Raw genomic sequence first — 23,377 nt, 5'->3', positions numbered from 1 at the left:
CCGACACGCATCGGCAGTGCGGGGCTTGCGTCGGCAACGACCGCCAGGCGTGCAGCATGCAACGCACCTCAATGCACCCAACAACGCAGCGCATCGACGTTCCTGCAGCGTGCCTGGCAGGTCGCATGCGACGCGGTGTGGATGCCTGTGCGCTGCATCGGTGGCCGACCTCCCTCAGCGAGTGCATCATGCAGAACAACAAGGTCGTGTGGAGCGAAGGGCTGTTCCTGCGCCCGCAGCATCTGCAGCAGCAAGAGCGCTACCTGGAGCGCTACGTCGATCTGCGTGCCGCGCGATTGCGGCCGCATGCCTGGGGCGTGAGCGAGCTGGAATGGGAGACCGACCTGCTGGCGGTGGGCAAGCTGGGCCTGCGGCGCGCGCGTGGCGTGTTCGCCGATGGCACGCCCTTCGCGATGCCGGGTGACGACCCGCTGCCGGTTGCGCTGGAGGTCGAGCCCAACTGCCGCGACCAGATCGTCTATCTCACCGTACCGCTGCGGGTGCCGGCGCAGCCCGAACTCGGGCGCCCGGAATCGCCGGCCGATCAGCTGTTTCGCTACCGCGTGCGCGAGACCGAAAGCAACGACGCCTCCGGCAGCACCAGCGAAGCGGTGTTGATGGAAGTCGGCGGGTTGAGCACGCGGTTGCTGCCGCACTCGCAACCGTTGGAGGGGCTGGACCGCATCGCGGTGGCGCGCATCATCGAGACGCGCGCCGACCGTCAGGTGGTGCTGGACCCGCATTTCATTCCCAGCGCGATGGTATGCCAGGCGGCGCCGCGCTTGACCACCTTTCTGACCGAGTTGCTCGGTCTGTTGCATCAGCGCGGCGAAGCGCTGGCATCGCGCGTGACGCTGACCGATCGCGGCGGCGCGGCCGATATCGCAGACTTTCTGCTGCTGCAGCTGGTCAATCGTTGGCAGCCGCAGATGGCGCACTGGGCGGCCGCGCCATTGGCGCATCCGGAAGAGCTGTTTCGCGCCTTGGTGGCGCTGGCCGGCGAACTGAGCACGTTCACCGCTGCCGCCAAGCGCCCGCCTGCATGGCCTGCCTATCGGCACCAATCGCAGCAGGACAGCTTCGAGCCGGTGATCGGCGCCCTGCGCAGCAGTTTGAGCGCAGTGCTCGAACAGACCGCCACGCCGCTCCCGATCCAGGCGCGCAAGTTCGGCGTGTGGGTGGCGATGGTGCCGGACCCGGGCCTGCTCGACAGCGCGGCGTTCGTGCTCGCGGCCAAGGCCGACATGCCCAGCGAAGAGTTGCGCCGGCAATTGCCCGCGCACGCCAAGATCGGGGCGGTGGAGCAGATTCGCGATCTGGTCAATCTGCAGTTGCCCGGCATCGTGGCCACGCCCATGCCGGTGGCGCCACGACAGATTCCGTATCACGCCGGCTATCTGTATTTCGAATTCGACAAGAGCGCAGCGTTGTGGCGAACGCTGAAGACCTCCGGCGGTATCGCATTCCACTTCGGCAGCGAATTCGCCGGGTTGGACCTGCAATTGTGGGCGATCCGGAGCTGAGCATGAGCCGACCTGTTGCCGATCTGGCGCCAGCCTACGCCGCACCGCTGCCGGCCGCAGAGGGCACCGGCGTGCCCAGCGAAGGCACCGACATCAGCGAATTGCTGGGCCGCAGCGTCAACCCGTTGGTGCAGGCCGCCACGCCGCTGCTGCTGTTGGCGGTGCAGTTGCGCCACAGCGCGCAATCGCCCGATGTGGCCCGCCTGCGCGAGCAGGTGATGGCGCAGGTGCGCCGCTTCGAACACCGTGCGCGCGATGGAGGCGCGCCGGTGGAAGCGGTCACCGCCGCGCGCTACGTGTTGTGCGCGCTGCTGGACGAAGCGGTACTCAACGCACCGTGGGGCGAGCGCAGCGGCTGGTCGCAGAAGACCTTGCTGGTGACCTTCCACAGCGAATCGTACGGCGGCGCCAAGTTCTTCCAGATCCTGGAGCGCTTGTGCGCCGATATGCCGCGGCATCTGGACTTGATCGAGTTGATGTACCTGTGCCTGGCGCTGGGGTTCGTCGGCCGCTACCAGATCGAGGCCGGCGGCATCGCGACGCTGGCGGCCATCCAGGAGGATGTCTATCGCCGCATCCGTGCGGCGCGCGGCCCCGCGCCGGACAGCTTGGCGCCGCGTTGGCGCGGGGTGGAAGACCGCCGCCGGCTGGGCCGTTATCTGCCGGTGTGGGCGGCTGCATTGCTGGGGTTGAGCATGCTCGTGGTGGCGTTCGTGTGGTTGCAGGCGCGTTTGAACAGCCTGTCCGCACCGATCAGTGCGCAGGCCGCCCAATGGGGAATTGCGCCGGCCACGCCGCCGGACGCTGCACCCGTGCCGCCGCCTCCGGTGCGGCTCAAGCAGTTGCTCTCCGCGCAGGAACGCGCCGGCCTGCTGCGCGTGGACGAACAGGCCGACGGGCAGACGCGCGTGCGCCTCAGCAGCGCGGCGATGTTCGCCTCCGGCGGGGTGGAGGTAGAGCTGCAGCAGCGCGGCTTGATCGCGCAGATTGCAGCGGCCATCGAGCAATTGCCGGGGCGGGTGATCGTGGTCGGGCACACCGATGACGTGCCGGTGCGCTCGCTGCGCTTCCAGGACAACTACGCCTTGTCGGCCGCGCGTGCGCAGGCGCTTGCGCAGGTGTTGCAGGCGCAGCTGAGCACGCCGGGGCGGGTGGAAGCCATTGGCGCCGGCGATTCGCAACCGATCGCACAGCCGGTGCAATTACCGGCCAACCGCGCGCGCAACCGCCGCGTGGAGATCCTGTTCCAGCCTGGGGAATGACGATGAAGACGCTGTTGTCCAAGCTGAGCGCAACGGTGGTGGTCGGCCTGTTGGCGCTGTGCCTGCTGTCGGTGTTGCTGTGGGTGGGTGGGCCGTATGTGGCGCTGGCCGGCTGGAGCCCGCTGAGCAGCGTGGCGGCGCGGTTGCTGGCGATCGTGTTGCTGCTGGTGGTGTGGGTGGGTGTGCTGGCGCTGCGCCGCTGGCGCAGGCAGGCGCGTGCGGCGACCTTGTCCAGCGCACTGGCGGCGCCCGGCCGCGACGACGACCGCGAGCTGCGCAGCGGACAGGAACGCGCGCAGCTGCAGGCGCGCTTTCAGCAGGCGATCCAGCTGCTACGCAAGCGGCGCGGCGGCGCCGATCTGTACACGCTGCCGTGGTATGCGCTGATCGGCCCGCCCGGTTCGGGCAAGAGCACCTTGCTGCAGCATTCGGGCCTGCAGTTTCCGCTGGCTGCGCGCATGGGCGATGCGGCGTTGCGCGGCGTCGGCGGCACCCGCGATTGCGAATGGTGGTTCACCGACGAAGCGGTGTTCCTGGACACCGCCGGGCGCTACACCACGCAGGATTCGGATCAGGCGGTGGATGCCGGCGCGTGGCGCGATTTCCTGCGCCTGCTGCGACGCTATCGCCCGCGCCGCCCGCTCAACGGCGTGTTGGTGACGATGAGCATGTCGGACCTGTTGCTGCTCGACGATGCCGAGCGCGACACGCATATGCAGGCGATCCGCCGCCGCCTGGACGAGCTGGCCGAGCAGTTGCAGGCCAGCGTGCCGGTGTATCTGATCTTCACCAAGTGCGATCTGATCGGCGGCTTCGGCGAGTTCTTCGACGATCTGACGCCGGCGCAGCGCAACCAGGTGTGGGGCATGACATTTGCGCTGGCGCAGACCCTGGACGGGCACGCGGCGCGCAAGTTCGCCGACGAGTTCGGCGTGCTGCAGCAGCAGCTGAGCGCGCGCCTGTTCGAACGCCTGAACCTGGAGCGCGACCGTCTGCGGCGTGCGGCGATCCTGTCGTTTCCGCAACAGGTTGCCGCTCTTGGCGAGCGTGCACGGCAATTTGTCGAAGGCACGTTCGCCGGCAATGCGTATGGCCCGGCACCGCTGCTGCGCGGGGTGTACTTCACCTCCGGCACCCAGGACGGCACGCCGATCGACCGCATGATGGGCGCGGTGGCGCGCACCTTCGGCCTGGAAGAAGCGCGCGTGCAGGCACCGGGCGCGCAACGCCGCACCTTTTTCGTCGAGCGGCTGCTGCGCGAGGTGGTGCTGCGCGAATCCGGCCTGGCCAATGCTCCGCCCGCCCAGCAGCGCCGCAGGGCGTGGTTGCAGGCCGCCGCGTACGCGGGTGTGGCGTTGCTGACCGGCGCCGTGCTGGCCGGGTTGGGGCTCAGCTACCTGGGCAACCGTGCGTACCTGCAGCAGGTACGTGCTGCACTGGAGGCGCGGCCGGCAGTGCCCGATCCCCATGCCGCCACCGGCATGCCCGAGTACGTCGCGCGCACCCTGCAGCAAGCCGATGCGACGCAGGCGGTGGTGAAGGTGGCGCAGCAGTATCACGCCGGCGCGCCGTGGTCGTTGCGCATGGGATTGTTCCAGGGACAGGCGTTGGGCGAGCAAGTGCGGGCGGGCTATCTGCGTCAGCTCAACGCCACCTTGTTGCCGGCCTTGGCGGTGCGCCTGCGCACCGGTCTGGTGGATAACGCGCAGGCGCCGCAGGCGCTGTACTACACGCTCAAGGGCTATCTGATGCTGGGCCAGCCGCAGCATCTGGACCCGGCGCAACTCGGCGCGCTGGCGGCGATCGAAGCCGAAAAATTATTCCCGGGCGAGCCGGCCTTGCAGCAGGCGCTGAGTGCGCATCTGCAGGCGGTGCTGGAGTCGCCCACGCACGTGCGTGCGCTGTCGCTGGACACCCAACGCATCGCCCAGGCGCGTGCCAGCCTGCGTGCCGCCGATCTGTCGACACTGATCTACGGCAACCTGTTGCTGACCCCGCCGGACGGCACGCCGTTGCGGCTGGACAAAGCGCTGGGCCTGCTGGCCGACACCTTCGTGCGCCGCAGTGGCACGGCGTTGTCCATGCCGGTGCCGGCGCTGTACACACAGCCGGTGTTCGCCGCCCTGCAACGCGAGGGCATCGGCCAGGCGGTGGAACGCTTCGGCCGCGACGATTGGGTCTTCGGCGGTGCGGCGCTGGATGCGTCTGCCAGGGCCACGCTGGTGCGCGAAGTGGGGCAGCGCTACACGGCCGACTACATCCGTTACTGGGATGGACTGCTGGCCGATCTGCAACTGCGCCCCTCGGCCGATCTGGCCGGTGCCAGCGCCACTGCCGCCAAGCTGGCCGGGCCCAGTTCGCCCCTGCGGCTGCTGTTGGGCGTGGTGGGCGAGCACACCCAGGCGATGGACCGCGCACCGCCGGCAGACCCCGCGCAACGCGCGCTGGCGGCTGCCGCCAGCGCGGCAGGCGCCAAGGCGAATGCGGCCGCGGCCAAACTCCCCGGCGGGGCGGCGATCAGCGCCGCGCTGGCCACGCCCGCCGATGGTGCCGCAGCTGCGGCGCCGGCACCGGGTGCGGCGATCAGCGAGCATTTTCTGGCGCTCAACGCCTTGGCCGCCGGCGCGCCCGGCAGCACGCCGCTGGACCATCTGCTGAGCGTGCTCGATCAGCTCGGCAAGCAATTGCTGGTGATCTCCCAGGGCGGCGGCGATGCCGCGGCGGCCAACGCGCAACTGGCATTGGCCCGGCAGGAAATGGCGCAACTGCCACCGCCGGTGACCGACTGGCTGCAGAGCCTGGCCGGCAGCAGCGCCACCTTGATGACCCAGGGTGCACGCGCCGCACTGGATGCGCAGGTCAGGCAATCGGTGGGCGAGGTGTGCACGGATTTCGTGCGTGGCCGCTACCCGTTCGATCCGGAGGCGCAGGTGGAGATTCCGCTGCAGAATTTCGGCGAGTTGTTCGGCAGTGGTGGGCGTCTGGAGACGCTCTACACCGGCACCGTCAAACCGCTGCTGGACACCCAGTCCCCGCAATGGCGCTGGAAGGATGGCCCGGACGCGGTCATCGGCGCGCCCGGTCTGCCGGTGCAACTGCAGTTGGCGCAACGGATCCGGCAGAAATATTTTCGCGGCGGGCCCACGCCGCAGATCGGCTTTACCGTGCTGGCGCCCACGCTGGGCGAGGGCGTGACCCGGCTGACGCTGGATATCGAAGGCCAGCGTTACGACTACCAGCCCGGCGCGGCGCAAAGCATGCCGATGATCTGGCCCGGCCCGGTGCCGGGGCATGTTTCCATCGCCGCGTTCGGCGCCGATGGCGTGGCGCTGGGAACGCTCGACTACGAGGGCGACTGGGCGCTGTTCCGTGCGCTGCAGGCCGGGCACCTGGAAAACCCATCGGATCTGCGCTTTGTCGCCAGCTTCGCGCTTGGCGGCCACGACGTGCAGGTGCCGCTGCGTGCCGGCAACCTGCGCCATCCGTTTCTGGACCGCGACGTCCAGCACTTCGCGTGCGGCGGATGAGCATGCCGGCGAACGAACCACTCGGCTTCCACGGCAAGTTGCCTGGCGTGGGCGACTTCGTGCAGCGGCGCCTGCCGGCCAGCTTCGTGCAGCCGTGGGACCTGCACTTCGCCAACTGCCTGGACACGGTGCGCCAGCCGCTCGGGCAGCACTGGCCTGGCGCGTATCGCAACAGCGGTCTGCGCGCGTTTGCGTTGGGGCCGGGCGTGTGCGGGGCGCAGGCCTGGGCCGGCATGCTCGGCCCGGGCGAAGACCGCGTGGGGCGCTGTTTTCCGCTGACCGTGGCGATGCCCTTGCCGCACATGTGCCTGCCGTCGGCGGCGTGGTTCGGCGCGGTGGCTGCGTGCCTGGGCCGCAGCTTGCGCGCGCGCACCGATGCAGCCGGATTCGATGCGGCGCTGCTTGCGCTCGGCGTGCCGGCCGCGCCTTCCAGCACGTACGCACCGGTGCACGGCGAATCGTGGTGGTGGCGACTCGGTGCGGCCGCACAGGCAATGCATGGGCTGCCCACTGCAGAGACGTATCTGGATTGGTTGCTGGCCGAGCAGGACATCACCGAGGTGACCCGATGAACGCGCCCTACCAATCGGCCGGGCACACCGAAACCGGCAAGGTGCGCCGTCTCAACGAAGATGCCTTGCTGCTGCGCGAAGACGCCGGGCTGTGGGTGGTGGCCGATGGCCTGGGTGGCCACAGTGCCGGCGACTACGCCAGCCAGTTGCTGGTGCAGCGGCTGAGGGCGTTGGTGCGCCCGGCCGACCTATGCGATTTCCTGGATGCCATCGACGACACCCTGGCGCAGATCAACCGCGAGCTGCTGCAGGTCGCGCGCGAGCGCCGCGTGGACATGATCGCCACCACCGTGGTGGTGCTGGTGCACGACCCGGATTTCATGCTGTGCGGCTGGGTCGGCGACAGCCGCATCTATGCGCAACACGGCGGCCCGCTGCGTCAGCTCACACGCGACCACGTGCATGGCGTGCGCGAGGACATCACCCAGTTTGGCGGTGCGCAGGCCAGTGCCGCGGCGGCCGGCGTGCTCACGCGCGCGGTCGGCGCGCAGGAGCCGCTGTTCGTCGATTGGGTGCTGACGCCGAGCCTGCCGGGCACGCAATTCCTGTTGTGCAGCGACGGCATCAACAAGGAAATCCCAGACCCGGAACTGGATGCCGAATGCCATCGCTTCGGCGATCCGCGCGCGCTGCTGGCGCGTCTGTTCGAGTTGGCGATGGGGAGGGCGGCACGCGACAACGTCACCGCCGTCGTCGTCCGCCTGCAGGAGTAAGTGCATGCACGAAGACACTGCCACCGTGACCGAACTGGTCACCGCCATGCGCCGCGGCGCACTCGACCTCAACGCGGTCCTGGCCGCGCTGGGCAGGCGCGCTGCAGTGCCGGAGGCCGAATACCGCGCCGGGGTGGAAACGCTGTGGACGCTGCAACGCCAGCACCTGCTCGACGATGCCACCGTGACCACCCTGGTGAGCCGGCTGGATGCGTTGCGCGATCGCGCGCCTGCGATTGCGCCTGCGCCATCGGCAGCGCAGGAGCCAACGCCCACGCCAACCGTGGTCGACGACGATGCCACGGTGGTGATGCCACGACCGGGCCCGGCGCGCATGGCCGAAAACGACATCACCCGCGTGCAACCGGCGCAGCCCGTGTCCGGTGATGCACCCAGCCTCACCAGCCTGGGGCTGGCCACGCACCCCAACCTCGGCACGCAGACCGGCACTGGCACTGGCACTGGCACGGCCGGTACCGCCAGCGTGTCCAGCTGGCAGCACCTGGCCGAAGCAGCCGGCGGCGATCATGCCGGTGTCGGCAGCCTGCTCAAGGGCCGCTTCCAGCTCGAACGCGAACTCGGCCGCGGCGGCATGGGCGTGGTGTATCTGGCGCGCGACGAACGCAAGGTGGAAGCGCGCGACCGCGACCCGTGGCTGGCGGTCAAAGTGCTCAGCGACGAATTCCGCCGCCATCCCGACGCACTGGTCGCATTGCAGCGCGAAGCGCGCCGCTCGCAGAAACTGGCGCACGACAACATCGTGCGCGTGTACGACTTCGACAAGGATCGCACCCTGGTCTTCATGACCATGGAATACATCGACGGTTGCGATCTGAAAACGCTGATCCGCGAGCAGGCCTACAACGGCATGCCGCTCAAGCAGGCCTGGCCGCTGATCGATGGGATGGGCCGCGCGCTGATGCGCGCGCACGCGGCCGGCATCGTGCATTCGGATTTCAAGCCCGGCAACGTCATGGTCACCCGCGATGGCGTGGCCAAGGTGTTCGACTTCGGCATTGCGCGCGCCGGCAAACATGCGGCCGAGGTGGCGGGCCAACAAACCGTGTTCGATGCGGCAACGCTGGGCGCATTGACGCCGGCCTATGCCAGCCTGGAAATGATTCGCGGCCAAGCGCCCACACCGGCCGACGATCTGTACGCGCTGGGCTGCGTGTGTTTCGAATTGCTGACCGGCAAGCACCCGTTCGACAAACTCAGCGCCGAAGTGGCGCTGCGCGAAGGCCGCCGCCCGCGGCCGGTGCCGGGCCTGACCCGTCGCCAGTACGCCACCTTGTGCGCGGCCGTAGCGTTCCCGGCTGCGCAGCGGCTCACGCGCGTGGACCAGTTGCTCGACGGCCTGCGCCAGGTGCCGCTGCGCGAGCGCGCGCTGCCATTGATCGGCTATGGTGCCACCGCACTCGCATTGGTGGGCGTGGGCGGGTGGGGCGCATCGCGTTATCTGCATCAACGCCATCTGGATGAGGTCATCGCGCGCTTCGGTGCGCAGGACCCGCAGCACTACCGCGACGAAACCCAGGCCATGCAGGCGCTGTCCAGCCTGAGCGCAGACGACCGCCGACGCGTGCTGATGGACCGCAGCGACCTCATCGAAGATTTCCTGCTGCGCCGCCTGGACGCGCTGTGGAATCCGGCCAACGGCCGCGACGATTACCGCGGCGCGTTGCAGGTGTTCGCCTTGCGCGACCGGCTGCGGCTGTATTCGCCCGCGCTGGATGCGCGCCGCCAGGCCATCGAACGCGAAAAGAACCAACGCCTCAACGCGCTCGACACCACGCTCAACCGCCAGCTCGATGCCGGGCTGTTGTTCCGCACCCAGCCCGACAACGCGCTGGCCACGCTCGATCAGGTGCGACGCATCGATCCGGGCAGCAGCCTGCTGCGCCATTCCGCGCTCGAAGTACGGCTGGACGCGGCCATCGCCGAGGCGGTGGCCGCCGGGCAACTCACCACCGCGCGGACCGAAGTAGAACAGGCGCGCGCAGCCTTCCCGGACTCGTTGCGCCTGCAGTTGCGCAGCGCCGAGGTCGGCGTGGCCGAGCAGCAAGTCAGACGTACACCGGTTGCCGCCACGCCGCGCGATGCCGACAGCGCACGCACGGCGCTGGCTGCCGATCTGGCAAACCCCAGTACCGACCCTGCCTGGCGCGCGCGCATCGACGCCGAACTGGCCGCACTGCCGGCGGCCGAGCGCAGCAGCCAGGGCAGCGCGCTGGCCGAGGCCATCAGCACGGCGGTCGCCGTACAAAGCGACCCCGCACAGCTGGCTGGCGCGCAGGCGCTGGTGGATTTCGGCCTGGGCCTGGCCCCGCGATCGGCCAGCCTGCTGGCCCAGCGCATGCGCCTGCAGACGCTGGAGCACCAGTTCGAACAAGCGCTGGCACGCGAAAGCGCCGAGGCCGAACTGGCCGCGCGGATCGAATCGCTGCGCCGCGCCGCCGCCGCCAACGATCTGGGCAAGACCCGCGACGCACTGGCGCGCATTCGCACACTGCAACCGGGCCATCCGCTGTTGCGCAGCGAAGGCCCGCAACTGCTCTCGCAGGTGTATCGCGATGCCGCCGGCGATGCGTTCGCACAGGGGCGATACGCCCAGGCGGCCGACCTGCTGAGGCAAGGGTTGCAGACGCTCGGCCAGCGCGCCGAACTGCGCAGCGCGCAAACCCGTTATGCGGTGGCCGCCGCAGTGATGACTGCTGGCGCGCTGCCGCCCAGCGAACGCCAGCAACTCGCCGGGCGCCTGCAGACGCTCTATCGCACCGATGCCACCGCGCTGGCGCAATTGGAGGCGCAGATGAAGGCGGCCGGCCAATTGCCGGAAGGCTCGTTGTCGGCGCGTCTGCAACGCGCGCGCGCCGCCGATGCGCCGGCCGACGACAGCGTGCCGCCAGGCAGCGCCACCGGGACAGCTACGCCTGCCGTCGGCGTAAAACCGGCGCGCGACAAATCCGCTGCCAGGCCTGCCGCCGCCACCCCAACCACTGCGCGCGACCCCGCCGCCGCTGCGGCATTGCCCGCCAACGTGGACGATGCCGACAGCCTGCCGCCGGTGCCCACCGGCCCGGATCCCTGCGCTGGCCTGGCCGGGCGTGGTGCGGCGTGCTTCGACACACTCGGGCAGACCCGCGCGCCGATGCTGGTGGTGATCCCGGCCATCGCCGGCGGCAAGCCGTATGCGTTGTCGCGCGGCGAAGTGGCGGTGGCCGATTTCAACCTGTTCTGCCAGGCCACCGGCCGCTGCACCGCCCAGGCCGCCGCCACCCCGGAACTGGCGCGCGCGCCGGTGCGCAACATCAGCCTGACCCTGGCGCAGGCCTATCTGCGCTGGCTCACCATCGCCAGCGGCGGCTGGCGTTACCGCCTGCCCAGCGATGCCGAATGGCTGCATGCCGCGCAGGCGGCCAGCAACTGGCGGCAGGCCGAAGACAGCAATTGCGTGCCGCCCAACGCCAGCGCTGGCGATGCTGCTCGCGCACCGGTGTCGGCGCGCGGACGCGATGCCAATCCCTGGGGCCTGATCAATCTCACCGGCAATGTCTGGGAGTGGGTGTCGACCGGAACAGGCGTGCAGGCGCGCGGCGGAAGTTTTTCCAGCTACTGGTCCGATTGCACGGTGCAGGCCAGCCGTGCCGACAAGGGCTCGGCGCAACCGGACGTGGGCCTGCGCGTGCTGCGGGAGCTGCCATGAGCGCTACCCCGCCGTCGCCCACCGCTGCCGCTGCGCATCCGGCCAATGCGCAGCTGCAGGCGCTGGCGCTGGCCCATCAGCAGGGCCAACTCGACCGCGAGCAATACCGCGCACGCCGTCGGCGCGTGCTGGACGCCGCCCGGCAGACCCAGGGGGTGACCCTGCGCAACGCCTTGCCGAGTTCCTCTGATGCTCGGACGAGCCCGCTTTCGGGGTATCGGGTCACACGCAAACTGCGCAGTCAGGTGGTCGCAGTCTTCGTAATTGTGATGACCATCGCAATAATCTTGCTAACATTGCATAAATGTACGTCAGGGTTTGATCGACGTTCAGCAAGTGGCGAGGTCAGACACGCCACCCGCTGTGCAGTGGCCACTGTGGCGCCTGTCTATGCAGCGGGACACGTCGGCCATGCGCAACAACGGATGGTCTAGGGGAAATGGACGTATGCGTATGACGTGTCTGGCCGCGGCGGTGTCCGCGTGCCTTCAGCTGGCCGCACCCGCGTGGGCGCAATCGCCGACCGATGCTACGGCTGCTGCGCAGTCCGCAGCGGCGGTGCCGGCCATGAAGGACCGGACCGATGCGGTCACCCTGCAGGTGCGCGGCTTTCGCGTGCGCGATGTGGGCCACTACCCGGAGGCCGGCATCGACCCGCCCCGCATGCAGGCCGTGGCCGACGCTGCCTTCGCCGAGCTGGCCCAGGGCCAGCCGGTGGTGGCGTTGCGCTTCGACCAGCTCCAGGCGGTGGCCGACGCCATCACCCGCGCCTATCGCCAGGCCGGCTTCATCGTCAGCACGGCCTATCTGCCGGCGCAGACGCCGGGGCCCGATCAACTGATCGAGATCCGCGTGCTGGAAGGGCGCATCGGCCAGATCAGCGTGCAGGGCGCCGCACGCTACCGCGGCAACGCCTTGTCGGCACCGCTGCGCCAGCTGCAGGGCCGCCCGCTGCGCAAGCAGGACGTGGACGCCGCGCTGTTGTATGCGCGCGATCTGCCCGGGGTGTCGGTGTCGTCGGTATTGCAGCCCGGCCAGAAGGAAGGCGAGACCGACGTGGTGCTGGTCGCCAGCGAGGCCGCCCGCCCGTATGTGATCACCCTGGGCGGCAACAACTACGGCACCGAGCTGACCGGCCGCTATCGCGCCCAGGCCGGCATTACCTGGAATAGCCCGCTCGGCCTGGGCGACGTGTTCGCCGCCAACTACGCCTATTCGCTGGCGCCGCAGCAGAGCCAGATCGGCGCGCTGTCGTATGGCTTGCCGATCGGTAGCGTGTCCGGCCTGAGCGCGGTGATCGGCGCCAGCCGCAGCGAACTGGAAGTGCGCAACGGCGTGTTCGCCCGACTTGGCCTGAAGGGGCCGACCTCCATCGTCTACACCGGCGCCGACTGGAAATTCATCAACAGCCAAACGCTGCAGTTGCAGGGCTCGGCGCGCTATCTGCGCGAGCAATCCAAGCTCAGTGCGCTGGGCATGCAGTTGTCCGACCAGCAGTTCGATGTCGCCGAACTGGGCCTGTCGTTGCGGCGCACCGATCTGCGCTGGCGCGGTGTGGATCTGCTGCAGGTGAGCGTGCGCCAATCCTTGCGCGACCGCTCGGCGCCGGTGGACCAGATCAGCCCCGGTCGCGACAGCTATTTCACCATCGCGCGGCTCGCCTACACGCGCCTGCAATACCTCACCCGTACGCAGCGGCTTTACTTCAAGTTCAACGGCCAATACAGCGACGATACGCTGACCCCGATGGAGCAGTTCGCTGTCGGTGGGCCGGACAGCGTGCGCGCCTATCCGGTCTCCGATGCATTGGGCGACCGCGGGTATTACACCGCGCTTGAATACCACATCGACGCCCCCGGTTTTGCCGATGCCGCATCGCCGTTCAATGGCCGGCCCTGGCGCGAATTGCTGGAGCTGGATGTCTTCGCCGACCACGCCCGCGTGTTCGCCGCCAATGGCCGCCTGGCACCGGCCAGTTTCGATGCCGCCGGCGTGGGCCTGACCTTCCGCTTGCCGCAGTACGCCAATTTCGAATGGCGCATCAGCGCCGCGCTTCCGACCGGCGCGCGCAATGCCTCCGACGGACGCGACGACGCCCGCATCTACACGCGTTTCGGCTTCACTTTTTGAGGGATCTGCGCATGCACGCCACCATCCATCCCGCGAACTCGCCGCGCACGCTCCCGTTGCGTCATCGCCCGCTGGCCCTCGCGCTGGCAGCTGCGCTGATGGCCATGCCGGTCAGCGGCTTGGCCCAGGTGGCGGCCAACCAGCTGCCCACCGGCGGCAGCATCGTCGGCGGCACCGGCACCATCAACGCTGCCAGCGGCACGACCCGGGTTGTCGACCAGACCTCCTCGCGCATGGCGCTGACCTGGTCGGCGTTCGACATCGGCTCGGCCGCGACGATGACCTTCAACCAGCCAACGACCACCTCGGTGGTCCTCAACCTGGTGCAGGGGGGCAACCCCACACAGATCTTCGGCAACCTCACTGCCAACGGGCAGGTGTTCCTGCTCAACAGCAACGGCGTGCTGCTCGGAAGCACCGCCAACATCAATGTCGGTGGCCTGGTGGTCAGTACGCTGGGCACCAGCGTGTCCCAGTTCATGAACGGCAACTACGTCTTCGACGCCGGCGGCAATACCGTGGCGCTGGTCTCCAACAGCGGCACCATCAATGCGGCGGCCGGGTCGGCCACGCTGATCGGCGGCCGGGTCGCCAACAGCGGCACCATCACCGCCACCGCCGGCAACATCACCCTCGCCGGTGCCGACGCAGCCACGCTGACGTTCGAAAGCGGCGGCTTCGGCGTGCTGATCGACAAGCCGCTGCAGCTGAGTCTGGCCACCGAGGCGGTGGACAATTCCGGCACCCTGAGCGCGCCAGGCGGCGCGATCCAGCTGCAGGCGCGCGCGGCGCAAGGCATCTTCGATCGACTCATCAACAACAGTGGCACCATTCGTGCGTCGTCGCTGTCCACTGGTCCCGACGGCAGCGTGTCGCTGATCGCCTCCGGCGCTGGCAGCTTCGATGTCGCCGGCGGCGGCAGCATCGATGCCGGCACCGGGGCCATCACCCTGAGCACCGGCCGCGGCGTACAGCAGACCGGCATCTACACCGCCGGCAGCCTGGGTGGCTTTATCGGTGGCAGTGCCACCTTCAGCGGGGCCAACAAGATCGGCGGCCTCGGCAACCTGGACGTAGGCGGCAACCTCAGCCTGACCAACACGGTCGCGTTGTCCCAATCCGGTTCGCTGGCGGTGACGGGCACCAGCCAGTTCCTGCAGTCCGGCAGTGCGCTTTCGTTGACCAACGGCGGCAATACCTTCGGTGGCCTGTTGAGCGCCAGCGGCAACGGCATTGCCGTGAACGCGGCAGGCAATCTCTCGATCGGTACATTGAACCTCGATAGCAACAGCGCCCTGTCGTTGAGCGCCAGTGGCGTTTTGACCTTGCCGACAACGGCGATCAACACCGGCAGCGCCAACCTCACCCTGGCCAGCGGCGGTGGCCTCACCACGCGCGCTGCGTTGGCCGGGACGAACGTGGACCTCACCGGTCGCGGCGGCATCGCGCTGGCGCACGACGTCACTGCAAGCGGTACGCTGAAATTGACCGCCACCAATGCTGCGATCACCCAGACCGCCGGCAGCGTGGCCGCCACCGGCACCAGCACCAGCACCATCAATGCCGGAACCGGCGCCATCACGCTGGACGGTGCGAGCAACGACTTCCAGGGTGCGGTGGCGCTGACCGGCGGCAACACACGCATCAGCGACAGCGGCGCGCTGACGTTGGGTGCGGTGAACAGCAACGATCTCACCGCCACCAGCAACGGCGCGTTGAACCTGGGCAGCGGCCGGGTGGGCGGCGCGTTGCTCGCCACCAGCAACAACGGCGCGATCACGCAGTCGGGAACCGATGGCTTGACCATCGTCGGCACCAGCGACCTCACGGCCGGCACCGGTGCGATCACGCTGAACAACAGTGGCAATACCTTTGGCGATCTGGTCAGCGCGACCGGGCGCGGTATCTCGTTGAACGCTGCCGGCACTCTGTCGATCGGCACCTTGAGCCTTGGCAACAACAGCGCACTGTCGCTGCGTGCCACCGGTGCATTGACCCTGCCGGCAGCGGCGATCAACACCGGCAGCGCCAACCTCACCCTGTCCAGCGGCGGCAGCCTCACCACGCGCGCCGCGTTGGCCGGCACGAACGTGGACCTCACCGGCACTGCCGGCATGACTCTGGCGCATGACGTCACTGCAAGCGGCACGCTGGCACTGACCACGACCGACAGCGCAATCACCCAGACCGGCGGCAGCGTGACCGCCACCGGCACCAGCACCGTCAGTGCCGGAACCGGCGTCATCGAACTGGACGAAGCGACCAACGATTTTCAGGGCGTGGTGACGCTGACCGGAGGCGACACCCGCATCGCCGACACTGGCGCGCTGACGCTGGGTGCGCTGAATACCGGCAACCTCATCGCCACGAGCAACGGTGCGTTGAACCTAGGCAGCGGCAGCGTCCGCGGCACGCTTGCTGCGAGCAGTGGCAATGGCGCCATCGGCCAGGCCGGCGGACTGATCGTCGATGCTACCGCCACCCTCAACGCCGGCAGCGGCGCCATTGCGCTGACCGATGGCAGCAACGATTTCCGTAGTGGCGTCAGCCTGACCGGCACCGGCATCGGCGTGGTCGATCGTGACGATCTGCGCGTCTCCTCGATCAGCAACGGCACCAATGGCGCCATCGCCCTGACCGCCGGTGGCGCACTCACGCTGCCCACGCAAAACCTCAGCAACGGCACTGGCGCGCTCAGCCTGATCGCCAATGGCGGTGCACACGCTGCCCACGCAAAACCTCAGCAACGGCACTGGCGCGCTCAGCCTGATCGCCAATGGCGGTGCACTGAGCACGAATGGCAGCTTGAGCGGTGGCAACGTCAGCCTGAGCGCGCGCGATGGCGTGGTGCTCAATCACAACGTCACCGCCGGCGGCATCCTGGGCTTGACTGCCACCAACGCCGCGATCACCCAGAATGCGGGCGTGCTCGACGTCGGCGGTCTGGCCACCGTCGATGCCGGCAACGGCGCCATTTCGCTCGCACGCAATAACGACTTCAAGAACGGCCTTGCACTGACCGGCCGCAATATCGCGGTGGTCGATGCGAACGACCTCAGCGTGGTCTCGCTCACCAACGGTGGTGCCGGCACCATCGCGCTCACCGCAGGCAACTCGCTCACGCTGCCTGGCAGCGGATTGACCAGCAGCGATGACCTGACGCTGCGCGCAGACAACGGCACGCTGACACTGGGCGGCGATCTCGTCGGCAATGCGGTCTCGCTGTTCAGCGCCAACGCACTGACGCTGGCGACCGGCATCGCCAGCAGCACGTTGTCGGTGTCCACCAGCAACGGCGCGATCAACCAGACCGCAGGCGCCTTGCGTATCGGTTCGACCTCCAGCGTCAACGCCGGCTCCGGCGCGATCGCGTTGGGCAGCGCCGGTAATCACTTCGGCGGCGCAGTGAGCCTGACCGGCAACGGCGTGTCGATCCGCGACGGCGGCGCCTTGATGCTGGGCACGCTGAACACCGGCAGCCTCACCGCCACCAGCAATGGTGCATTGAACCTGGGTAGCGGTCGCGTTGCCGGCACGCTTGCTGCGAGCAGCGGCAATGGCGCCATCGGCCAGTCCGGCGGACTGATCGTCGATGCTGCCGCCACCCTCAATGCCGGCGGCGGCGCCATCACGCTGACCGATGGCAGCAACGATTTCCGTAGTGGCGTCAGCCTGATCGGCACCGGCATCAACGTGGTCGATCGTGACGACCTGCGCGTCTCCTCGATCAGTAACGGCACCAATGGCGCCATCGCCCTGACCGCCGGTGGCGCACTCACGCTGCCCACGCAAAACCTCAGCAACGGCACTGGCGCGCTCAGCCTGATCGCCAATGGCGGTGCACTGAGCACGAATGGCAGCTTGAGCGGTGGCAACGTCAGCCTAGGCGGACGCAATGGGATCGTCCTCAATCACAACGTCACCGCCAGTGGCAGCTTGGGCCTGACTGCCACCACCAACGCGATCTTCCAGAATGCAGGAGTGCTCGACGTCGGCGGTCTTGCTACCGTCGATGCCGGCAGTGGCGCCATTTCGCTGACAGGCGATAACGATTTCAAGAACGGCATTGCACTGACCGGTCGCAATATCGCCGTGGTCGATGCGAACGATCTCAGCGTGGTCTCGCTCACCAACGGTGGCGCCGGCACCATCGCGCTCACCGCAGGCAACTCGCTCACGCTGCCTGGCAGCGGATTGACCAGCAGCGATGACCTGACGCTGCGCGCAGACAACGGCACGCTGACACTGGGCACCAGCAACGGCGCGATCAACCAGACCGCAGGCGCCTTGCGTATCGGTTCGACCTCCAGCGTCAACGCCGGCTCCGGCGCGATCGCGTTGGGCAGCGCCGGTAATCAGTTCGGCGGCGCAGTGAGCCTGACCGGCAACGGCGTGTCGATCCGCGACAGCGGCGCCTTGACGCTGGGCACGCTGAACACCGGCAGCCTCACCGTCACCAGCAACGGCGCATTGAGCCTGGGTAGCGGTCGCGTTGCCGGCACGCTTGCTGCCACCAGCGGCAATGGCGCCATCGGCCAGTCCGGCGGACTGATCGTCGATGCTGCCGCCACCCTCAATGCCGGCAGCGGCGCCATTGCGCTGACCGATGGCAGCAACGATTTCCAGGGCGCCATGCGCCTGACCGGTACCGGCATCGCGGTGCGCGACAGCAACGATCTCACGCTCTCGACGTTGACCAGCAACAACGGCGGCACGATCGCGCTGACCGCGGGCGGCAATCTGGCCCTGCCAGGCACGACGTTGAACAACGGCAGCGGCAACATCGATCTGATCGCCAACCAGCTGAGCCTGTCGGCAGCGTTGCTTGGCGACGAAGTGAGCCTGCGCGCCAACAGCGGCTTGACCTTGGGCCAGAACATCACCGCGCGCACATTGTCGCTTGCCAGCAGCAATGCCGCGATTACGCAAAGCGGCGGCGCACTGCTGGTCAGCGGCGCCACCACGGTCGATGCAGGCACGGGTGCGATTTCGTTGCTGCAAGCCGGCAATAACTTCGACAGCGTGCGCCTGACCGGCAACGGCATTGGCGTGACCGACGGCGACAACCTCAGCCTCGCCGCACTGACCAGCACCGGCAATGGCGCGGTCGTTGTGACGGCCGGCGGTACCTTGAGCCTGCCGTCGCAGGCTATCGCGGTCGGCAACAGCAACCTGACCCTGTCATCGAACGGCGGCGCACTGAGCACGGCCGCAGACCTGGGTGGCAACGACGTGACGCTGTTCGGACGCGACGGCCTGACGCTCGGCCACACCGTCACCGCCAACACGCTCGCCCTGCGCAGCACCAATGCCGCCATCGCGCAGAACGCCGGCGCACTCGCCGTGGTGGGTGCCAGCACCGTCGATGCCGGTAGCGCCAGCATCGCGCTCAACAGTGGCAGCAACCGCTTTGGCGCTGGCATCAGTCTCACCGGCACCGGCATCACGGTGGCCGATAGCGGCAACCTCACCATCAATGCCTTCAATGCCGGCGCCAACGGCACCATCGCGTTGACCGCCGGCGGCGCACTGAATCTGTCCGCGCAGAACCTGGACACCGGCACCGCCGATCTTGCCCTGATCGCCAACGGCGGCAGCATGAGCACCGGCGGCGACTTACGCGGCCGTAACGTGACCCTGTCCGCACGCGACGGTCTCACCATCGGCCACACCATCACCACCACCGACGCGCTATCGCTGAGCAGCAACAACACCGCGATCACGCAGACCGCCGCGGCACTCAACGTTGGCACTACCACCACCGTCAATGCAGACAGTGGCGACGTCACGCTCAACATCGCGGGCAACACCTTCGACGGCGTGGTCAATCTCACGGCAGGCGATGTGCAGATCGCCGGCAACGCACTCAGTTTCGGCACGCTGTCCACCAATGCACTCACCGCCAACAGCAGTGGCGCATTGAATCTCGGTCGCGGTGTGGTGCGTGGCGCGTTGAACGGCACCAGCGGGAATGCAGCGATCACCCAGAGCGGCGGGTTGTCGGTCGGCGGTGCATCCACGTTGAATGCCGGCAGCGGCGACATCGCCTTGACCGATGCCAACAACGACTTCGTCGGCGCGGTTGCGCTCACCGGCAATGCCATCGCCGTGCAGGATCGCAACGACCTCAGCATCGCTGCGGTGCGCAGCGGTGCCAACGCGGCGATCGCGCTGGTCGCGGGCGGTGACTTGAACCTGCCGGCCAGCCAGATCGACGCCGGCACCGGCGCGCTGACGCTGACAGCCAACGGCGGCACCTTGCGCACTGCCGGCGCGTTGCGCGGTGGCACGGTGCAATTGACCGGCGCCAGCGGCATCGCGCTGCGCAACACGGTCACGGCAAGCAACGCGCTGCGCTTGAACAGCACCAATGCGGCCATCACCCAGACCGGCGGCGCATTGCTGGTCGCAGGCGACACCGCGGTCGATGCCGGCGGCGGCGCCATTGCCCTGGAGGCGGCGGGCAACGACTTCCAGGGCGTGCTCGCCCTGACCGGCGGTGCCAGCAGCGTGCGCGATGCCAATGCCTTGACCCTGGGCACGCTCAACACCGGCGACCTGCAGGTCCGCAACGGCAGTGCGTTGAATCTGGGCGTTGGCCTGGTCAATGGCGATCTGGATGCGGCCAGCAACGGCGGCGCCGTCACCCAGAGCGGCGCCGTGACCGTTACCGGCAGTGCCCGCATCGATAGCGGTGGCGCCGCCATTGCATTGACCGATGCCGGCAACGATTTCCAGGCGGCGGTGAGCCTGGGCGGCGGCACGGCCAGCGTGCGCGATCGCAATGCGCTGGTCCTGGGCAACCTGGATGTCGATGCACTGGAGGTCGCCAGCGGCGCCGGCCTGGATCTGGGCCAGGGGCGGATCGGCGGTGCGCTGGTGGCACGCAGCGGGAGTGCAGCAACGGCCAACGCCAGCACGGTCGTTGCCCAGGCGATCGCCGTGCCTGCGGCCACCGCTGCCGGCATCGCCCAGCAAGGCGCATTGACGGTGGTCGGCAGCAGCCTGCTCGATGCCGGCACCGGCGCGATCGTGCTGGATGCGGCCGATAACGACTTCCAGGGCACGGTGCAGGCGCGCGGCAGCAGCATCGCCATCGTCGATCGCAACGACCTGCTGGCGACTGCGCAAGCCAGCGATGCCCTGCGTCTGCAGGCCGGTGGTCAGCTCGCTACCGCCGGCACGCTCAGCGCCAACGCCATCGCCCTGCGCGGCGGCACCGGCGTGGTACTCGGTCACGACATTGGAGGCGCCAGCGTGGCCTTGAGCAGCGGCGGGGCGATCACCCAGGACGCCGGCAACCTGCGCGCCGGTCAGCTCAGCGGCAGCGCCGCCGGGGCGGTCGCGCTCACCGGCAGCGGCAACGCCATCGATGTGCTCGGTGACTTCAGCGCGCAGGGCCTGGATGTGCTCAGCAACCGCACTTTGCTGGTCAGCGGCCGCGTCGCCGGCGGCCCCTCGCTGCGCCTGCGCAGTGGCGGCGAATTGCAGCTGAGCGGCCAGCTCAGCGGTGCCACCAGCTGGTTGCAGGCTGTCGCCGGCATCGGCCAGCGCGCCGGCAGTTCGATCACCGCCGGCCTGCTCAGCGGTAGCGCAGGCGGGCCAGTGGCGCTGGGCGATGCGGCCCGCTTCATCGACAACCGGGTGGTGAGCCTGGGCGAGGTCACCGCCAGCAACGGCTTCAGCTTCACCAACGGCGGCGACCTGCTGCTGGTGCTGGCCAATGGCAGCAGCTACAGCGTGGATGCCGGCAACAGCGCGATGTTCCTGTCGGTACGCGGCAATCTGTTCCAGGACGGCCGCGCGCCGTTGCGCAACGGCACCGGCACCTTTGCCGCCACCGGCCAGATCGGTACGCAGCAGAACCCGATCTATGTAACCGGCACCGGCACCCAGACCGTGGCGGCGATCGGCGCGCCGCCGGCGTATTTCAACGCCACGGCGGTCGATGGCAGCCTGCTCGATCTGGCCGGCGCCTCCGGCTTCAATGTGCCGGCCTCGGCGTTTGCGGGCCGTGCGCAGAGTTCGGCCAGCCGCACCGTGGCCTTCGTGGACCTGTCGGCCAGCGGTACCCCGTACCGCGCCTTCGGCCTGGTCCGTCCCGGCCTGCGTCTGCCCGACGACCAGCAGCCGGCCTGCGATGCCGGCGATCCGGACGCAGTCTGCAGCCCCGAGTGATCTGCCTGCCGCCGCTTACCGCGGCGGCTCCCCCGATGGAGGCCGTGCCATGCAAGACGACAGTTCCCTGGAGACCCTGCTGGCGCCGCTCGGCGACGACGCCCCGGCCGGACCGGATCTGGAATACGACCCGGAGTTCCTGCGCCTGGAGCGCGAGTCGGCGGTCCGCGCCGAGCGCGCGCTGGGCGAGAGCGTCATCGCCGCCGAAGAACCGGACTGGGACAAGGTACAGGCGCTGGCGCTGGACCTGTGCCGGCGTAGCCGCGACTTGCGCGTGGCCGGCAGGCTCGGCGCCGCCTGGCTGCGCCTGCGCGGCCTGCCGGGCTGGGCCGACGCGCTGGCGTTGATCCATGGCCTGCTTGAGCGCCATTGGGACAGCGTGCATCCGCAACTGGATGCCGACGACGACAACGACCCGACCTCGCGCATCAATGCGCTGGTCGGTCTTAGCGACCCGATGGGCCTGCTCGGCGCGCTGCGCGCCACCGCGTTCGTGCAGTCGCCGCGGCTGGGCCGCTTCAGCCTGCGCGATCTACGCGTGGCCAATGGCAGCATCAAGCTGCCCGACGGCCAGAGCGGCCCCAGCCTGGCCGAAATCGAAGCCTGCTGCCAGGACTGCACGCCGGAAACGCTGGCCACCTCCGCCCAGGCCATTACCGAAGCGCTGCGGCAGGCGCGCGCGATCGATGCGCTGCTGAGCGAACGTGTCGGCACCGCCGCCCCTGACTTGCGCCCGCTACTGACCGACCTGCGCGATCTGGAGCGCTTCGTGCTGCCGCACTGGCAAGCGCGGCAGGGCATCTCGGCGATCGCCGAAGACGGCGAGCAGACTGCCGGCGAAGGCCACGCCGTCGCCTCGGCAACCAACGCCATGCGCCGCAACGACGAGATCGCCGGTCCCGATGATGTGAAGCGGCGGCTGGAAGAGATCTGCGCCTATTACGCCCGGCACGAACCGTCCAGCCCGGTGCCGATGCTGCTGCGCCGCGCGCAACGCCTGGTCGGCGCCGATTTCCTGGCCCTGATGAAGGAGCTGGCCCCGGCCGGCATCGACGAACTGCAACGCGTCACCGGCCCGCTGGAAGACAGCTAAAGCTGCGCAAGCGCCCGGCAGGCCGAGCAAGCTGGCCAGCTGGTGCACCGGACCGGGCGGAGAAAGCCGAGCGGTGCGCCCAGCCAACTGGAAAAACGCTGAGCCACGCGCCCAGCCGTGCCGTCACCGCAAAGCAGCAGAACTGGCGGCGCACGACGCCGGCATGCGAAGAACTGTACCCAGGCCTCAGTCAGCCATTCTCTACGAGCAACGCCGCAGCGCACCTAACCCACCAAACCAGAGATCAAAAACAAAGCCACGGAACGTCTCCGACCCGCGGCCCCTGCTTTATGAATCTCCAATCCCCAATCACCAGCTATAAAGCTGCCAATACACCTTGTTGACCTTGTCCCTTTCCGCGTCGGTATGCCCGTCGTGGTCGCGGTCGTACAGGAAGTAAGGCGCCCCACGCGCCGGCGTCACCCGCACCATTTCCAGCTGACCGTTGACGCGGTATTCGTCGACCTTGTCGCCGTTGCCCATGGTCTTGCTGGTGACATCGGCGCCAGCCGGGATATCGCCACCGGCGCGGTCGCCGCCGCTGGTGGCACAGCCGCCGAGCAGCAGGAACGGCAGCAGCAAAAGACGTGCTTTGTTCATTGTCGTTATCCGTATTGAGCGTCGGCAAGTATGCGCTGGCGCGGTGTGCCCTGGGCGTGCAGCGTAGAATTGG

At 68.6% G+C, this 23,377-nt stretch carries 9 protein-coding genes and 3 pseudogenes; 11 read left to right on the top strand and 1 reads right to left on the bottom strand.

Annotated elements, in window-relative coordinates:
* Positions 1–188: 188 nt before the first annotated feature.
* From tssK to tssA, 11 genes and pseudogenes are all read left to right on the top strand, one after another.
* Entirely contained in the window at positions 189–1,523 is a 1,335-nt protein-coding gene (gene tssK / locus EO156_RS07390; RefSeq protein WP_026007049.1) for a type VI secretion system baseplate subunit TssK, read from the top strand.
* The gene (icmH, locus tag EO156_RS07385) at positions 1,505–2,785 is read left to right on the top strand and encodes a type IVB secretion system protein IcmH/DotU (protein ID WP_016850253.1); all 1,281 of its coding nucleotides are present in this window, start codon (positions 1,505–1,507) and stop codon (positions 2,783–2,785) included. Before tssK ends, icmH begins: the two co-directional genes overlap by 19 nt.
* Positions 2,782–6,312: a type VI secretion system membrane subunit TssM gene (gene tssM, locus EO156_RS07380; protein ID WP_029829628.1), complete on the top strand. Its 3,531-nt coding sequence runs from the start codon at positions 2,782–2,784 to the stop codon at positions 6,310–6,312. The genes icmH and tssM overlap by 4 nt, the downstream gene beginning before the upstream one ends.
* Positions 6,309–6,884, top strand: coding sequence for a type VI secretion system-associated protein TagF (gene tagF / locus EO156_RS07375; protein WP_029829626.1), 576 nt, complete (start codon positions 6,309–6,311; stop codon positions 6,882–6,884). The genes tssM and tagF overlap by 4 nt, the downstream gene beginning before the upstream one ends.
* Positions 6,881–7,597 carry a PP2C family serine/threonine-protein phosphatase gene (locus EO156_RS07370; protein ID WP_003487360.1) on the top strand — a complete coding sequence of 239 codons (717 nt, stop codon included), beginning with the start codon at positions 6,881–6,883 and terminating at the stop codon, positions 7,595–7,597. The genes tagF and EO156_RS07370 overlap by 4 nt, the downstream gene beginning before the upstream one ends.
* A 4-nt stretch (positions 7,598–7,601) precedes the next feature.
* A complete protein-coding gene (locus EO156_RS07365) occupies positions 7,602–11,303 on the top strand; it encodes a bifunctional serine/threonine-protein kinase/formylglycine-generating enzyme family protein (protein WP_029829625.1) in 3,702 nt (1,233 codons plus the stop codon).
* Positions 11,300–11,760: pseudogene (locus EO156_RS07360) on the top strand (hypothetical protein). Before EO156_RS07365 ends, EO156_RS07360 begins: the two are co-directional and overlap by 4 nt.
* The gene (locus EO156_RS07355; RefSeq protein WP_016850058.1) at positions 11,757–13,433 is read left to right on the top strand and encodes a ShlB/FhaC/HecB family hemolysin secretion/activation protein; all 1,677 of its coding nucleotides are present in this window, start codon (positions 11,757–11,759) and stop codon (positions 13,431–13,433) included. The pseudogene EO156_RS07360 and the gene EO156_RS07355 overlap by 4 nt, the downstream one beginning before the upstream one ends.
* Positions 13,434–13,444: 11 nt before the next feature.
* Positions 13,445–16,153: pseudogene (locus EO156_RS24605) on the top strand (filamentous hemagglutinin N-terminal domain-containing protein); the annotation flags it as partial.
* A 31-nt stretch (positions 16,154–16,184) separates the two neighbouring features.
* Positions 16,185–21,611, top strand: a pseudogene (locus EO156_RS07345) (hypothetical protein); the annotation flags it as partial.
* 49 nt (positions 21,612–21,660) lie between these two features.
* Positions 21,661–22,704 carry a type VI secretion system protein TssA gene (gene tssA, locus EO156_RS07340; RefSeq protein WP_029829622.1) on the top strand — a complete coding sequence of 348 codons (1,044 nt, stop codon included), beginning with the start codon at positions 21,661–21,663 and terminating at the stop codon, positions 22,702–22,704.
* A gap of 309 nt (positions 22,705–23,013) precedes the next feature.
* On the opposite strand, the gene EO156_RS07335 is transcribed toward tssA, so the two are convergent.
* Complete coding sequence (locus EO156_RS07335; protein ID WP_003487371.1) at positions 23,014–23,304, bottom strand: DUF2782 domain-containing protein; 291 nt, start codon at positions 23,302–23,304, stop codon at positions 23,014–23,016.
* Between the last annotated feature and the right edge of the window lie 73 nt (positions 23,305–23,377).

Source organism: Xanthomonas sp. DAR33341 (genome assembly GCF_003992815.1).
Taxonomy (GTDB): domain Bacteria; phylum Pseudomonadota; class Gammaproteobacteria; order Xanthomonadales; family Xanthomonadaceae; genus Xanthomonas; species Xanthomonas cissicola.
This window is presented reverse-complemented; position numbering and strand designations above follow the sequence as displayed.